We start from the raw sequence: 15,650 nt of genomic DNA, 5'->3' as shown, positions 1-15,650 counted from the left end.
CCACCGGACACCACCCGGCCGCACCGCAACACCCGCCGGCTCCACCGCACACCACCCGGCCCCGACCGTTCCACACCCCCGTCACGGAGGTCATCCCCGATGGCTGTCGCCAGTCCCGGCCGCTCACCCGGCCCGATCGCCCGCCGGCTGCGCCGGCTCACCGCCGGCCGGGTGCTCGGCGTTCCCCTGGTCTGGCTGTTCGCCGCCTTCAACATCTTCGTCGCGCTCTGGCTGCTGCTGTCGTCCCTGAAGACCTCCGACGCGATCTTCAGCTCGCCCTGGCGGTTCCCGCACACCCCGAACTGGGGGAACTACGCCCGGGCCTGGAACGAGGGGCAGTTCGGCCAGGCCGCCCTCAACACGGTCGTCGTCGTGGGCGGCACCGCGGTGGTCACCGTGCTGCTGGCCGCGCCCGCCGCCTACGCCCTGAGCCGGATCACCACGCGGCTCAACTCCGGGCTCACCCTGTTCTTCGCCCTGGGACTCGGCATCCCCGCCCAGATGGTGATGCTGCCGCTGTTCGTGTTCATGAACCAACTCCAGCTGGTGAACAGCCTGTTCGGCCTGATCGTGGTGTACGTGGCGACCTCGCTGCCGTTCGCCGTGTTCTTCCTCACCGGCTTCTTCGCCACCCTCCCGGTGGAGTTGGAGGAGGCGGCCGCACTCGACGGAGCCACGCCGCTGCGCACCTTCTGGCAGATCATGCTGCCGATGGCGCGCGGCGGGCTGATCACCGTGCTGATCCTCAACATCATCCAGCACTGGGGAGAGACGGTCTTCGCCCTCGTCTTCGTGCAGACCACCGACCACCAGACCCTGTCCCTGGCCCTGCTCGGCTTCCTCCAGCAGATGCAGTACAACGGTGCCGACTGGGGCGGCCTGTTCGCCGGCGTGGCCCTGGTCGTCCTTCCCGTGCTCGCCTGCTACGTATGGCTGGGCCGCCGGATCATCGAAGGAATGACCGTCGGCTCAGTCAAGTGAGCCGAACCGCAGGGGGATTGAGGACCACCATGACCGGAGCCCGCGACCTGAAGTTCCGTCAACTCGCCACCGAGCTGCGGCAGCGCGTACGCCAGGGCGTCTGGCCGCCCGACGGCCGGCTGCCCACCGAGAAGGAACTCGCGCACAGCAGCGGCACCTCGGTGAGCACGGTGCGCCGCGCCGTGGACGAGCTCGTCGCCGAGGGGCTCGTCGTACGGCGGCAGGGCTCGGGCACCTTCGTCGTACCGCCGAGCGCCCCGGGACCCGGCCGCGCACTGGTCGGCGTCAGCGTCCCCGACACGGCCTTCTACTACCCGAAGGTGCTGCGGGGCATCGAGGAGACCCTCTCCGCCGCCGGCGCCCGGCTGCTGTTCGCCTGCTCGGGCTACGACCAGCAACGCGAGGCCAAGGACGTGGCGGACATGCTGGAGGCCGGAGTCGACGGCCTGCTGCTCGTCCCCACCCTGGGCGGACCCGAACCGGCCCGGGAGTACCTCGCGCGGCTGGCGGCGCTGCCCGTGCCGACCGTCCTGGTCGAACGGCGCGACGCCGCCCTGGAGGGCACCAACGAGTACGTCTGCACCCATCACGAAGCCGGCGCCTACGACGCGGTCCGCCACCTCGCCGGCCTCGGCCACCGGGCGATCGGCCTCGTCCTGCGCGACCCCAGCCCCACCTCCGGCCCGGTGGCCGAGGGCTTCCACCAGGCGGCCGGCGAACGGGGCCTGGCCACCGTGGAGTTCCGCGCCGCCCGCCAGGAGTGGAGCCCGGCGGCAGCCGACCGGTGCCTCGCCGCGCTGCGCGACGCCGAGGTGACCGCCGCCGTCTGCTTCGGCGACCGGCAGGCCGCACTGCTGCTCGGCGCCGCCCGCCGCGCCGGCCTCACCGTGCCCGGCGATCTCGCCCTGGTCGCCTACGACGACGAGATCGCCGACATGGCCGACATCCCGCTGACCGCGGTCGCGCCCCCCAAACGACAGCTCGGCAAGGCCGCGGCGGCCACGCTGCTGCGCCGGCTCGACGACCCGGAGCTGCCCCGCAGCCGGGTCCTGCTGCGCCCCACCATCATCGTCCGGCAGTCCTGCGGAGCCGCGCAGGACACCGAGACCACGACCACCGCGACCACGACCACCGAAACCACGACCACCGAGACCACGACACCCGAGGAGAGCACCACGTGACCGACACAAGGCTCGGCCTGATCGGCGCCGGCGCCGTGGGAGTGCTGCACGCCGAGGCCGCCACCGCCACCCCGGGCGTACGGGTGACGGCCGTCTGCGACCTCCTCGCCGAGACCGCGCACCGCGTCGCCGGGCCGCTGGGCGCCGCGGTCTTCACCGACCACCGCGACCTCATCGCCTCCGGCACGGTGGACGCCGTCGTCGTCAACACCCCGCACGCCCTGCACACCGACATCGTCACCGGCAGCGCGGCGGCCGGCCTGCACGTGCTGGTCGAAAAGCCCATGGCCACGCGCTCCGAGGACTGCGCCGTCATGGAAGCCGCCTGCGCGGACAACGGTGTCGTGCTGTTCGTCGGGCACATCCAGCACTTCCTGCCCCCGGTCGCCGCGGCCAAGGCCGCCCTCGACGCCGGCACCGTCGGGGAAGTACTCGCCGTCCACGACTGGCGCAGCACCGACTACCGCCGCGGCAGCCGGCCGTCGTGGTTCTTCGACCCGGCGATCTCCGGCGGCGGCGTGTTCATCAACATCGGCACCCACTGCGTGGACCGGCTGCTGTGGCTCACCGGCCGGCGCCCGATGGCGGTGGCCGCGACCGCCGTCCGCCGCGGAGACCTGCCGGTGGAGACCGACGTCCTGGCCCGGCTCGACCTCGGGGACCGGGTGGTCGGCCACATCACCGTCACCAGCACCCTGCTTCCCGCCCGCGACGAGCTGACCGTCATCGGCGAACGCGGCACCATCCGGGTGGCCCGCGGCACCGGCGCGGTACTCCATCCCGACGACGGCACCGGCCCGGTGCTCCTGGCCGAGGACCGCGCCGACGACGTGCCCACCGCCTTCCTCGACCAACTGGCCGCGTTCGCCGCGGCGGTCCGGGGGGAACAGCCCCCCGCGGTCCCGGCCGCCCACGGCCGGCAGGTCGTCGAGACCATCGAAGCCGTCTACGCCTCCTGCGCCGACGGCGGCCGGGCCGTCCGGACGGCCCCCGCGCAGGCCCCCGTCGGCTGAGCCCGCACGGCGGGCCGGCCCGCCGCCGAGGCCGCCGCGGCGGCCACTCGGCGCGGCCCCGGTGCCGGCCCGCCGCCCACCACCTTCCCCACCCCGCGGTTCTCCCGCGGCTCTCCCCTGCGCGCGGCGGTCCCGCGCGTCCCTCGCCATGTCCCTCGCCACCCCATCACGCAGCGGAGGAACACCATGCACGAGAACACCACTCCACCCGTCAGCCGCCGCGGCTTCCTGACCGCGGCCGCGGTCGCGCTCGGCGGTCTGACCGGCGCGCTCCAACTCGGCCCCGGCGCCACGTCGTCCACGGCCGCGTCCGCCACGGCGACGTCCGCCACGACCGACGACGCCTACGCCACCTTGCGCTCGCTGTGGGCCGAGATCCTCACCGGCGGCGCGATCGACCCCACCGACGACGCGTACGCCACCGTCCTGTCCGACCTGTCCACCACCGCCACCGGCCTGTGGAACACCCTGGCCGCCGACACCTCCGCGAACTCGCTCTGGCCGGGACAGACCCTCACCGTCCCGGCCAACATCACCGCCGGCCACAAGCAGTTGGCGACCATGGCGACCGCGTACGCCACCCCCGGCACCACCGCCACCGACGGCAGCGGGCGCACCCTGCACGGCGACCCCGCGCTCGGCGCGGCGATCGTCGACGGTCTCGACTTCCTCCACACGCAGGCGTACAACGCCGACACCGAAGAGTTCGGCAACTGGTGGGAGTGGGAGATCGGTGTGCCCGCCGCCCTGACCAGCGCGGCCATCCTGGTGTACCCCCTGCTGTCACCGGCGCAGCTCGCGAACCACCTCGCCGCCGTCGACCACTTCGTCCCCGACCCCAAGTTCAACAAGTACGGCAGCACCCGGTCGACCTCCACCGGAGCCAACCGGGTCGACCTGTGCCAGGTCGTCGCCGTGCGCGGCATCCTCGGCGGCAGCGGCGAACGCCTCACCACGGCGGTCGCCGCCCTCTCCGACGTGTTCCCGTACGTCACCTCCGGGGACGGCCTGTACGCCGACGGCTCGTTCGTCCAGCACACCTACATCCCCTACACCGGCACCTACGGCATGGTCCTGCTGCGCGACCTCGCCGCCCTCTTCCAGCTCCTCACCGGCTCCGGCTGGGCGATCACCGACCCGTCGGCGGCGAACGTGTACACCTCGGTCGACAGCGCCTTCCGGCCGTGGATATGGAACGGGCTGTGCATGGACGCCGTCCGCGGCAGAGCCGTCAGCCGCCCGGCCGAAACGGACTTCGCCGACGGCAACCTCGTCATCCAGTCGGTCCTGCGAGCCGCCGCGTCCGCCCCGACCCCCGCGCAGGCCGACCACTTCAAGAGCCTGGCGAAGGGCTGGATCACCCGAGGCGAGGCGTACGCGCCGTTCGCCGACACCGCGACCGTCCCGGCCATCGCGCTGGCACAGCCGGTCCTCGACGACGCCTCCCTCGCTCCCGCCGCGGAACTCCCTGGGCACGTCCAGTTCCCCGCCATGGACCGGGCCGTGCACCGCCGCGACGGTTGGGCGCACGCCCTCGCGATGTCCTCGGCCCGGGTGGCCCGGTACGAGTCGATGAACGGCGAGAACCTGCACGGCTGGCACACCGGCGACGGCATGGGCTACCTCTACCTGGCCGCCGACCCGAGCCACTACACCGACGCCTACTGGCCGACCGTCGACCCGACCCGGCTGCCCGGCACCACCGTCGACACCCTCACCCTCGCCGACGCGGCCGGCACCGGGACCCGGCCCACCGCCACCTGGGTCGGAGGAGCGAGCCCGGCGGGCGGGTACGGCTGCGCGGGGATGGACTTCCAGCAGTACGGCTCCACCCTGACCGCCAAGAAGTCCTGGTTCTTCCTGGACGACTCCGTGGTCTGCCTCGGCGCCGGCATCAGCGGCGGAAGCGGAGCCGAGGTGGTCACCACCGTGGAGAACCGCAACCTGCACGAGAACGGCACCAACGTCCTCACGATCGACGGCGTCGCCCAGCCGGGCACGGCCGGCTGGACGAGCACCCGGTCCGTGAGGTCCTGGGCCCATCTGGCGGACGTCGGCGGCTACCTGTTCCCGGGCGGCGCCACCGTGCAGGCGGCCCGCACGTCCCGCGTCGGCGCCTGGAGCGACATCAACACGGTGTCCGGCACACCCGATTCGCTGACCCGCCAGTACGTCTCCTTGTGCCTGCCGCACGGCACCGCGCCGGCCTCGGCCTCGTACGCCTACGTCCTGCTGCCCGGTGCGAGCGCGGCGGCGACGGCGAGGCGCGCCGCGAGGCCCACCGTCACCGTGCTGTCCAACACCGCCTCCGTCCAGGCGGTCCGGGACAGCGCGAGCGGCGTGACCGCGGCGAACTTCTTCGCCGCGGGCTCCGCCGGCGGCATCACGGTCTCCGCGCCCTGCTCCGTCCTCACCCGGCAGGCCGGCGGTCACCTGCTCGTGGGAGTCTCCGACCCCTCCCGCGCGGCCTCCACCGTCACGGTCCAACTCGCCCTGGACGGAACCCTGGTGAGCGGCGACGACGCGGTCACCGTCGCCCGGTCGGCACCGGGCCTGACCCTCGTCGTCGACCTCTCCGGCGCGGCCGGCGCCACCCGGGAGGCCACCTTCACCCTTCACCGGCACCCCGGCCGCCCTGACGCCCAGGCGAAGCCGGCCGGCTCCTCACCCGGCTCGCACCCCTCCCAGCGAAGCGCGCGGTAGCGGCACCGGCCCCGGCCCCCGTTTCGACCGGCGATCGCTTTCAGCCACAGCCGACCAGACTCCAACGCAAACCGACACCCCTTGACGGGACGACAGTCCTACGATGTGGTCTAGTCCACATCCCCGTCAAGGGGTGTGCGGGTGCGGGTGAGGGCCCTCCCTGGCGATGCGCACGGTGCGCGATGCCGGGCGGGAATCGACGATGGCGGGCGCCGGTTTGCGCGAAGCTGATCGTTCGGCCGAGTTTTCGCGCGTGTGTTGACACCGGATGATCCTTGCGCTGCACTGTCGGCGATCGGATCTGCTGCCGTGGTCCGTAGGCGGGAACGGAGTCCTCGCTCCCGCGTGGAACTCCGTCCGCGATGTTCGTTCCTGTTCGATCTCGATCTCGATCTCGGTCGCGTGACGCGAACCGTCAGGCGCACAGATGCACCCCCCAACTGCAGCTCCCTCTACCTCCTGTGAGGACCACATGAGAACGCTCAGGCATCTGGTGGCGCTGGTCGCCTCCCTGGCGTGCGCGCTGGCGGTGCTCGTGGTGCCGTCTCTGACCGGCGCGGACCACGCGCAGGCCGCCACCGGGGCGCCGCACACCATCCCGGCGCTGCGCCAGTGGACGGCCGGGACCGGGGCGTACACCTTCGGTGCCACCTCGCGGATCGTCGTCGCATCCGCCTACGCCACCCAACTCGCGGGCGAGGCGGCCACGTTCGCCGACGACCTGGGCAAGCTGGCCGGCCGCACCGTGTCGGTGGCGACCGGCACCGCCGCCGCCGGCGACATCGCACTGACCCTCGGCGACTCCTCGCTGCCCGCCGAGGGCTACCGGATGACCGTGGGCGCGACGGTCAGCCTGCAGGGTTCCACCGGCACGGGCGTGTTCTACGGCACCCGCACCGTGCTGCAACTGCTGCACCAGTCCTCGACGATCCCGGCGGGCACCGCGCTGGACTCGCCGACCAAGCCCGAACGCGGCCTGATGATCGACGCGGGACGGAAGTTCTTCACCGTCGGCTGGATCGAGCAGCACATCAAGGACATGGCCTACCTGAAACTCAACTACTTCCACTTCCACCTGTCGGACACCTACGGGTTCCGGCTGGAGAGCAGCACCCACCCGGAGATCGTCGCGCCCGACCACTACAGCAAGCAGGACATCAGGGACATCCTCGCGGTGGCCGCCGAGTACCACGTCACGGTCGTGCCCGAGATCGACGCCCCCGGCCACATGAACACCATCCTGGCCGCCCATCCGGAACTGCGGCTCACCAGCAGCACCGGTGTCGCGAGCAACGAGTTCATCGACCTGTCCCTGCCGGGCACCTACGCCCTCATGCGGGATCTGATCAACGAGTACCTGCCGCTGTTCCCCGGGCCCTACTGGCACATCGGCGCCGACGAGTACGTCACGGACTACAGCCAGTACCCCCAACTGCTCACCTACGCCCGCGCCCACTACGGTGCCACCGCCACCGCCAAGGACGCCTACTACGGCTATGTGAACTGGGCCGACTCCCTGGTCCGGGCCGGCGGCAAGACCGCTCGCATGTGGAACGACGGCATCAAGTCGGGCGACGGGACGGTCACGCCGAACGCCGACATCATCGTGGAGTACTGGTACGACTACGGCCTGACCCCGCAGCAGTTGGTCGACGCGGGCCACACCGTCGCCAACGACTCCTGGACGCCCACCTACTACGTGCTGGGCGGCGACAAGCCCGACACCCAGTGGATGTACGAGAACTGGACCCCCGACACCTTCCAGGGCTCGAACACCGTCAGCGACCCTGCCCGCAACCGCGGTTCGCTGCTCCACGTCTGGTGTGACAACCCCACGGCCGAGACCGAGGACCAGATCGCCTCGGGCATCATGTACCCGCTACGGGCCCTCGCCCAGCAGACCTGGGGGTCGCCCGAACCCGTCAGCACCTATGCCGGGTTCACCGCGATCATCGCCGCGGTCGGCCACAACCCGGCCTGGCCGGCGGCCACCGAGAGCGACCTCGCGCTGGGCAGGCCGACCACCGCGTCCAGCACCGAGACCAGCGCCTTCCCGGCGAGCGCGGCGACCGACGGCGACGCCGGCACCCGCTGGTCGAGCGCCTACAGCGACCCGCAGTGGCTCCAGGTCGACCTGGGCTCCCCGACGGCCGTCAGCCGCGTCGTGCTGCGCTGGGAGAGCGCCTACGGCAAGGCGTTCCAGATCCAGGTCTCCGACGACGCGACCACCTGGCGGACCGTCTACTCCACCACCACCGGCACCGGCGGGGTCCAGGACCTGACCGGTCTGACCGGCTCAGGACGCTACGTGCGCGTGTACGGCACCGCGCGCGGGTCCGCATACGGCTACTCGCTCTACTCCTTCGAGGTGTACGGCGGCCAGTTCAGCGGCACCCACGTCCTCACCACGGCGGGCAAGGCGATGGACGACCCGGGCAGTTCGGCTGCGGCCGGCACCCGGCTGATCACGTGGACACCGGGCGGCACGGCCAACCAGCAGTGGCAGCTGACCTACCACACTGACGGCAGCTACTCCCTGGTCAACGGCTCCTCCCACCTGTGCGCCGACGTCGACGGCGGATCGACGGCGGCCGGCGCGGCCGTCCTGCAGTGGACGTGCACCGACGCCGACAACCAGCACTGGACCGTGACCCCGCGCAGCGGCGGCTACGCCCTGGTCGCCAAGAAGAGCGGTCTGCTGCTGACCACCGCCTCCACGTCGGACGGCGCCCTGCTGACCCAGGAGGCGGACACCGGTTCACCGCTCCAGCTCTGGCAGATCGCCTAGGGCCGGTCGAGGCGGGGGCGGCGGGGGCGAGACGAGGAAGAGACGGACGACGAGGACGGCACCGCCGGACCGATCACGCGGGGCGGTGCCGTCCGTGCCCCGAGGCCGGGATCAACGGTCCTTGAACTCCTCGATGGCCGCGCGGACCGTCGCCCCCAACGCGTCGCTGCCGGCGTGCCCGGAGTCCTCGATGATGTGCAGCCGCGCGTCCGGCCAGACCTTCGCCAGCTCCCACGCCGTCTGCACCGGACTGCCCGCGTCGTGCCGGCCGTGCACGAGCACCGCCGGGATGCCGGCCAACTTGTGGGCGTCGCGCAGGATCTGGTCCTCCTCCAGCCACGCGCCGTGGCTGAAGAAGTGGGCGCAGATACGGACGAACGCGATCTGCGCGTCGATCTCCCGGTCGCTGTACATGCCGGGTTTGCCGTTGGGCTCGTCGGAGACGATCGCGTCCTCCCAGGCGAGCCAGCCGGCGGCGGCCTTCTCCCGTACCGCCCGGTCGGGGTTCTCCATCAGCCGCGCGTAGGCCGCCGTCAGGTCGCCGTCGCGCTCGTCCTCGGGGACGCCGTCGCGGAACCGGTCCCACGCCTCGGGGCGGAACCGGCCGGCTCCCCGGTAGAGCCAGTCGATCTCGGCGTGGCGGGTGGTGGTCACCGCGGGGATGACCATCTCGGTGACCCGGTGCGGATGTTGCTGGGCGTAGGCCAGGACGAGGGTCGCACCCCAGGAGGCGCCGTTGAGCAACCACCGCTCGATGCCGAGGTGTTCGCGCAGCCGTTCCATGTCGTCGATGAGGTGCTGGGTGGTGTTCAGGCTCATGTCCGCCGCGGGGTCGCTGGCGTGCGGGGTGCTGCGCCCGCAGTTGCGCTGGTCGAAGCGGATGACGCGGTAGCGTTCCGGGTCCCAGGCCCGGGTCGGCCGCCGCATCGCGCCCGACCCCGGGCCGCCGTGGACGACGAGGGCGGGCTTGCCGTCGGGGTTGCCGAGCTGCTCGTAGTAGAAGCGGTTGCCGTCCCCGGTGTCGAGAAAGCCGTGTTCGTACGGATCGGTCGGAGGATAGAGATCAACCATGGCCGCTGATCCTAGGCGCGCGACCGCCGGCCCGTCCCGGGCATTGCCCGATACGGACCGGCGGTCAGCGGCGGTCAGCGGAGGTGGGCAGCGGTCACCAGGGGATGACGCCGTCGTCCTCGAAGAAGGAACCGGTCGGTCCGCCGTCGGGCAGGGTGGCGAGCCGGATCGGCGTGGCCGCGCCCTGCGCGGGGGTACGGGGCCCCGCGAAGCCGGTGAAGTCGGTCGCGACCAGGCCCGGGGAGGTGGCGTTGATCAGGATGCCGGTGCCGGCGAAGTGCCGGGCGTACTGCACGGTGACGGCGTTGAGGTACGACTTCGACGGCGCGTAGGCGGCCATGATCGGGCCGACGTCGATGTCCGGGTCCGCCTGCAAGGTCAGGGAGCCGACGCTGCTGGAGACGTTGACGATGCGCGGAGACGTCGAGCGCCGCAGCAGCGGCAGCATCGCGTTGGTCACGCGGATGACGCCGATGACGTTGGTCTCCACGACCGCGCGGACCGTGTCGAGGTCGAGCGTGGTCGGGTCCTGCACCCACCCCGGCCCGGTCTCTCCCGAGATCCCGGCGTTGTTGACCAGGGCGTCCAGGTGCCCCGCCTGCCGTTCGACCAACCGTACGGCGTCGCCGACGCTGCGGTCAGCGGTCACGTCCAGCGGCACCCCGAACGCGTCCACCCCCGCGGCGCGCAGCTTCGCGACGGCGGCCTCGCCCCGGGCCGCGTCGCGCGCCCCCACGCCCACCCGGTATCCGAGGGCGCCGAGCCCGGCCGCGATCTCGTATCCGATTCCCTTGTTCGCGCCGGTCACCAGCGCGATCCTCGTTTTGCTCATGCCGCCGATGCTCGCTCCAGGAGGTCTCGCGCGGCCAACACCGATACGGTGCCCTGTCATACCTGGTAGGTATCACCGGAGGTACGGTGGGGGACATGGACACTTCCGAGACCGGGGCCGCCGTGGAGATCCGGGACACCTTGGAGACCCGCGAGTTGAGGTACTTCACGGTCGTCGCCGAGGAACTGCACTTCGGCCGCGCCGCCGAGCGGCTCGGCATGGCCCAGCCGCCGCTGTCCCGGGCGATCCAGCAACTGGAGCGGCGCGTCGGCGTCACCCTGCTCCAGCGCAACCGCCGCGGTGTCCGCCTGACCGGCGCCGGCGAGGTGCTGCTCGCCGAGAGCCGCGCCGCCCTCGACGCGGTCAGCGCCGCCACCCGCCGCACCCGTCGCGCCGGCGGCGCCGACCGTCCCGGCGGCCCGCGCACCCGCCTGGTGCTGGCGCTGAAGGCCGCCGGGTCCCACGAACTGCTGCAGAGACTCCTCGACGCCTACGCGGCCGAGCCCGACGCCGCCGAGATCGAGGTGCTGCCCTGCGGGATGTGCGAGCAGGCGGAGCTGCTGCGCGACGGCCGCGCCGACGTGGCGCTCATGCACACGCCGTTCAACTCCCTCGCCGGGTTCGACAGCGAGGAAGTGCTCACGGAGGGGCAGATCGCCATCCTGCCGGCCAGACACCCTCTCGCCGCACGCACGACGCTGACCCTCGCCGACGTGAGCGACATCCCCGACCTCCCGCTCGCCCGCTGGCCCCGGCACGGCAGCTACCCGCCCGGGCCCGGCCCCGAGATCCACGACCAGACGCAGCTGGCCCAACTGATCGCCCTCGGGCGGACGACGGCCGTCTTCCCCGACTCCGCCCGCGCCTGGCTGTGGGCCGAGCACGCCGCCGTCCCGCTGTCCGACGCGCCTCCCGTCGTCACCCACCTCGCGTGGCCCGCGCACAGCCGCTCCCTCGCCCTCGCCGGGCTGGTCCGCACGGCCACACAGCTGTGACCGGTCCCGGGGCCGGCGACACCCGTCCGACGAACAGCGCCGGCCCGCCCGTCAGGTGCCCCGGCGCCGCGCGGCGGCGGAGGCGAGCCGGGGCCTGGCGATCCGCTGGGCGGGCCCGGTGCTCGAATCGTTGCTGCCGGTGCGGATCGGCTTGCCGGGCTCGCGTGACTGTCCCGGCGTCTGAAGGTGGCGTGTAGCGCCCGCGCACCCTGTCGTGGGCGTGGCGGGCTCTCGCCGGTGGGCTCGCCGCGTGCGGGTGCTCGATCCAGTTGCTGCCCGTGCCGGATTAACCACCTCGTGGCCGTCTCGACGGCGACCCTGGAGCGCGAGCCGGCGGCGTGGGCGGGCACGTACGCGCTGCTGTGCCGGGCGGAGGAGGCCCTCGCCGGGCTCGCGTGACTGTCCCGGCGCCCGGAGGTGGCGTATGGCGCCCGCGCACCCTGTCGCGTGCGTGGCGGGCCCTACCCGGTGGGCTCGCCGCGTGCCCGGCACCGGCGGCAGCCGTTCAGTCGAGCTGGTAGTCGAACCAGATGCGATGCGTGCCGTCGGCGTCGACGGCCAGCCCACCGGCGCCGGCGATCCCGGTCAACTCGCCCGTACCGCTGGCGGGCACGAGGGTGAAGAACTCCGCCGTGCGGTCGCTGCCGGACGTCGAGGCCGAGTGCACGAAGTTGAAGGAGCCCTGCTTGCCGTGCAGCGAGCCTTCGAACGACTCCATGGCCACGTAGGTGCCGACGCCCGCCGTCTGGTCGAACGCGGCAGTGAACAAAGTCGCCGAGCGGCCGGCGACCTCGCCTTCGAACTGCTTCTCCATCGTCGCCACACTGACCGGAAGCCCGGTGGACACGGCCGGGTCGGGCTCCAGCCCGGTCGGGACGAACGCTTTGACGGTGAAGGTTCCCTTGGCTCTCATGCGCCGACCGTACCGGGGCGGTCCGACAATCCGGGCCGGACCCGAGGCGGCGTCGTCGGCCGCAGCCGTCATGGACCGTCCCGCCCGGCAGGACCGTCGCCGGCCCACGGGTCCTTGCCGGTCCGGCCCTCGGCCGTGTCCTCGGCCGTGTCCTCGGCCGCGGCGGCGAGTTCGCCGAGCGGTACCGGGACCGCGGGGGTGCGCCCGGAGAGCGGGCGCAGGTCCTGCGCGGTGGTCCGGCGCCCGTCGAGGCAGGCCGCGATGCCCGCGGTCGCGAAGCCGCAGACCCGGCCCTGGCACCAGCCCATTCCCGGCCTGGCCAGCATCTTCAGGGTGCGCGCGTCCGTCGCGCCGAGGTCGTCGTGGGCCTGCCGCAACTCGCCGTAGGTGACCTCCTCGCAGCGGCACACCACGGTCGAGTCCGCCAGCCACCGCGGCCAGGAGGCCGGCACCGGGTAGGTGCGGTGCATGGCGCCGGCGAACCGCCGGCCCCGCCGGACCCGGGCCTGGAGGCGCCGGATCGCGGCCGTACCGACGGTGCCGCCCAGCGGGCGGCCGAGCGAGGCGGCGAGCGCGAGCGCGCCCAGCCGGCCCTCGCAGACCGACAGCGCGGCCCCGCCCACTCCGGTGGCCTCACCGGCCACGTACACGTTCCCGACGCTGCTGCGTTGCAGGGCGTCGACCTCCACGACCAGCGAGCCGTCGACGTCCTGGCGGGTCGACGCGCCGAGCATGAGCGGCAGTTCGAGCGAGGGCGTGAAGCCCCAGCCGAACGCCACCAGATCCGCGTCGGTCTCCTGTCCGGGTCCGGCCGGCCGGCCGTGGCGGTCCACCCGCACGGTCCGCACCGCCTCGACCCTGCCATCGCCGAGGACCTCCTGGACGACGGTCCTGCTCCGGTAGGGGATACGGCGCCGCGCCAGGGTCGCGGCGTACTGCGCGGCCTCGACCCCTTTGCCCGGCGCGGACACCGCGCCGAGCGGGTCGCGCAGCCAGTCGAGCGTGGCGTTGGCCTCCACGACGGCCGCGACCCGCGCGCCGGCGTGCGCGAGGCCGGTGGCCACCGGCAGGAGGAACGGCCCGGTGCCGGCCACGACAGCGCGCCTGCCGGCGAGGGTGCGGTGGCCCTTGAGCAGCGCCTGGACCCCACCGGCCGCCATCACCCCGGGCAGATCCCAGCCGGGGACGGGCAGTTGGCGGTCGTAGCCGCCCGGGCACAGGATCAACGCGCGGGCGACGACGCTCTCCCGCCCGGCAGCCGTATCCGCGGCCCTCGGCCCGGCCGGCACGGTGGGGTACAGGTGCAGGGTGAACGCCCCGCCGGTGCCGGTGCCGGTGCCGGTGCCGGTGCCATCGCCGTCGCCGTCGCGGGTGGCGAGCCACACCTGACGGCCCGGCAGGTAGCGCACGCGCCCGGTGTCCCTCAGCGCGTACAGGCGTTCGCGCAGGTCGGTGAAGACCGGCCAGCCGTGGTGCCCTTCGCGGTCCTCCGGGCGGGCCCACCGCTCGTCGAAGTGCCGCCAGTACTGGCCGCCCGGCTGTCCCGCCGCGTCGACCAGGGCCACGTCCAGCCCCGCCTCCGCCGCCTGGACGGCGGCGGCGAGACCGGCGGGGCCGGCGCCGACCACGGCCACGTCATGGGTGTGCGGCATCGCCGTTCTCCTCCCCGTCCGCGTCGTCGCTTGCGTCGTCGCGTTCGCCGTCGCCGTCCCGGCCGGGAGGGTCGTCCTCGCCGGGCTCCAGGGCGTCGCCCAGCCGCATGCCGTCGGCCGCCGGGATCAGGCAGGCGCGTTCGGCGCGGGCACCGTCGATGGTGATCAGGCAGTCGAAGCAGACGCCGATGCCGCAGAACAGGCCGCGCGGACGGCCCGCCCCGCGGGTGGTGCGCCAGTCGAGGATGCCGGCGGCGACCAGTGCGGCGGCGACGCTCTGGCCCGGCTCGGCCGGAACGGAGGTGCCGCGGAAGGTCATCCGGTAGGTCACGGGGAAACCCCCTCGGTGTGCCGGGGTTGCTCGGGGAAGCGGTCGGGGGCGAACGGCGCCAGGTCTAGGTCCGGTCGGGTGCCCGTGAGCGCCTGCGCGATCAGCTTGCCGGTGCCGGCCGCGAGGCCGATGCCGGCGCCTTCGTGGCCGCAGGCGTGCCACAGCCCGGGCGCCCGCGGGTCGGCGCCGATCACCGGGAGGTGGTCGGGGCAGTACGGGCGGAAGCCGTGGTAGGTCCGCATCAGCCGGACCTCGCGCAGCATCGGGAACAGCGCGACGGCCTTGGCCGCGAGCGTGCTGACCGCGGGCAGGGACACCGTGCGGTCGAAGCCGACCCGCTCGCGCGACGCGCCGATCAGGATGGTGCCGCTGCCGGTGCCCTCCACCACCGGCGAGGTCTGCAAGGCGGCGTCGGAACTGGCGACGTCGCCGACGTACTCCGCCGCGTAGACCTTGTGCCGGATCGTCCGCGGCGGCATGGGCTCGGTGACGAGCACGAACCCGCGCCGGGGGCGGACCGGCACGGACACGCGGGCCAGCGCGGCGACCTCGCCCGCCCAGGTGCCCGCCGCGTTGAGGACGGCGCCCGCGGGGAGGTCGCCCGCGGTGGTACGCACCCCGGTGATCCGGTCGCCCGCGCGCAGGAACGCGGTCACCTCGATGCCGGTGCGCACCCGGGCGCCCAGGTCGCGGGCCAGCCGCAGCAGGTGCGCCACCACCAGCATCGGCTGCACCTGGGCGTCCTGCGGGTAGAACGCGGCGCCGGCGAGGCCGTCGGACAGGTGCGGCTCGTAGTCGTGCAGGTGGGCGCGGCCGACATCCCGTACCTCGACCCCGCGGGCGCGCTGGTGGGCGCCGAGTTCCCGCAGCGAGGCAAGGCCCTGGCCGGTCGCGGCCACGACGAGACCTCCCTTGGCCTCGAACTCCCAGCGGCCGGCGTGCTCGGCCAGGTCCTCCCGCCAGACGCGCTGCGAGTGCAGCGCCAGGTCGAGTTCGGGCCCGGCCTCCTTGTCGGAGACCAGCAGGTTGCCTTCGCCCGCGCTGGAGGTGCCGCCCGCGAGAGCGCCGCGCTCCACGACGACGACCCGCAGCCCGGCGAGCGCCGCGAAGTACGCGGCCGCCGCTCCGACCACCCCGGCCCCGACGACAAGCAGGTCCGGGCTTCCGGAGCCCGCCGCCGCGTGGACGGC

General features: G+C 73.4%; 12 protein-coding genes. 6 read left to right on the top strand and 6 right to left on the bottom strand.

Annotation, left to right across the window (positions count from 1 at the left end; all coding sequences use genetic code 11):
- Positions 1-99: 99 nt before the first annotated feature.
- The 5 genes from OG896_RS00370 (at position 100) to OG896_RS00350 (ending at position 8,666) form a co-directional block, all read left to right on the top strand.
- Positions 100-981, top strand: a complete 882-nt coding sequence (locus tag OG896_RS00370) for a carbohydrate ABC transporter permease (RefSeq protein ID WP_329361231.1) — start codon at positions 100-102, stop codon at positions 979-981.
- A 29-nt stretch (positions 982-1,010) separates the two neighbouring features.
- A complete protein-coding gene (locus OG896_RS00365) occupies positions 1,011-2,162 on the top strand; it encodes a LacI family DNA-binding transcriptional regulator (RefSeq protein WP_329361229.1) in 1,152 nt (383 codons plus the stop codon).
- Positions 2,159-3,175 carry a Gfo/Idh/MocA family protein gene (locus OG896_RS00360; protein ID WP_329361227.1) on the top strand — a complete coding sequence of 339 codons (1,017 nt, stop codon included), beginning with the start codon at positions 2,159-2,161 and terminating at the stop codon, positions 3,173-3,175. Before OG896_RS00365 ends, OG896_RS00360 begins: the two co-directional genes overlap by 4 nt.
- A gap of 186 nt (positions 3,176-3,361) precedes the next feature.
- Entirely contained in the window at positions 3,362-5,878 is a 2,517-nt protein-coding gene (locus OG896_RS00355) for a polysaccharide lyase 8 family protein (protein ID WP_329361225.1), read from the top strand.
- Between the two features lie 472 nt (positions 5,879-6,350).
- Positions 6,351-8,666 carry a family 20 glycosylhydrolase gene (locus OG896_RS00350; protein WP_329361224.1) on the top strand — a complete coding sequence of 772 codons (2,316 nt, stop codon included), beginning with the start codon at positions 6,351-6,353 and terminating at the stop codon, positions 8,664-8,666.
- Positions 8,667-8,777: 111 nt separating this feature from the next.
- On the opposite strand, the gene pip is transcribed toward OG896_RS00350, so the two are convergent.
- Together pip and OG896_RS00340 are read right to left on the bottom strand one after the other, a co-directional pair.
- Positions 8,778-9,737, bottom strand: coding sequence for a prolyl aminopeptidase (gene pip / locus OG896_RS00345; RefSeq protein WP_329361221.1), 960 nt, complete (start codon positions 9,735-9,737; stop codon positions 8,778-8,780).
- Positions 9,738-9,831: 94 nt separating this feature from the next.
- Complete coding sequence (locus OG896_RS00340) at positions 9,832-10,569, bottom strand: SDR family oxidoreductase (RefSeq protein ID WP_329361219.1); 738 nt, start codon at positions 10,567-10,569, stop codon at positions 9,832-9,834.
- A 95-nt stretch (positions 10,570-10,664) separates the two neighbouring features.
- Here OG896_RS00340 and OG896_RS00335 point away from each other — a divergent pair, with 95 nt between their 5' ends.
- Positions 10,665-11,564, top strand: a complete 900-nt coding sequence (locus OG896_RS00335; RefSeq protein WP_329361217.1) for a LysR family transcriptional regulator — start codon at positions 10,665-10,667, stop codon at positions 11,562-11,564.
- A gap of 505 nt (positions 11,565-12,069) precedes the next feature.
- On the opposite strand, the gene OG896_RS00330 is transcribed toward OG896_RS00335, so the two are convergent.
- The 4 genes from OG896_RS00330 to OG896_RS00315 form a co-directional block, all read right to left on the bottom strand.
- Positions 12,070-12,477 (bottom strand): DUF3224 domain-containing protein, encoded by a 408-nt coding sequence (locus OG896_RS00330; RefSeq protein WP_329361215.1) that lies wholly within the window; start codon positions 12,475-12,477, stop codon positions 12,070-12,072.
- Positions 12,478-12,545: 68 nt separating this feature from the next.
- The gene (locus OG896_RS00325; protein ID WP_329361214.1) at positions 12,546-14,129 is read right to left on the bottom strand and encodes an FAD-dependent oxidoreductase; all 1,584 of its coding nucleotides are present in this window, start codon (positions 14,127-14,129) and stop codon (positions 12,546-12,548) included.
- The gene (locus tag OG896_RS00320) at positions 14,113-14,460 is read right to left on the bottom strand and encodes a (2Fe-2S)-binding protein (protein ID WP_402446415.1); all 348 of its coding nucleotides are present in this window, start codon (positions 14,458-14,460) and stop codon (positions 14,113-14,115) included. The genes OG896_RS00325 and OG896_RS00320 overlap by 17 nt, the downstream gene beginning before the upstream one ends.
- The gene (locus tag OG896_RS00315; protein WP_329373590.1) at positions 14,457-15,614 is read right to left on the bottom strand and encodes an NAD(P)/FAD-dependent oxidoreductase; all 1,158 of its coding nucleotides are present in this window, start codon (positions 15,612-15,614) and stop codon (positions 14,457-14,459) included. Before OG896_RS00315 ends, OG896_RS00320 begins: the two co-directional genes overlap by 4 nt.
- Between the last annotated feature and the right edge of the window lie 36 nt (positions 15,615-15,650).

The organism is Streptomyces sp. NBC_00669 (assembly GCF_036226785.1).
Taxonomy (GTDB): Bacteria; Actinomycetota; Actinomycetes; order Streptomycetales; family Streptomycetaceae; genus Actinacidiphila.
Note: the sequence above shows the minus strand (reverse complement) of the source record. Positions and strands in the feature narration are given on the sequence as shown.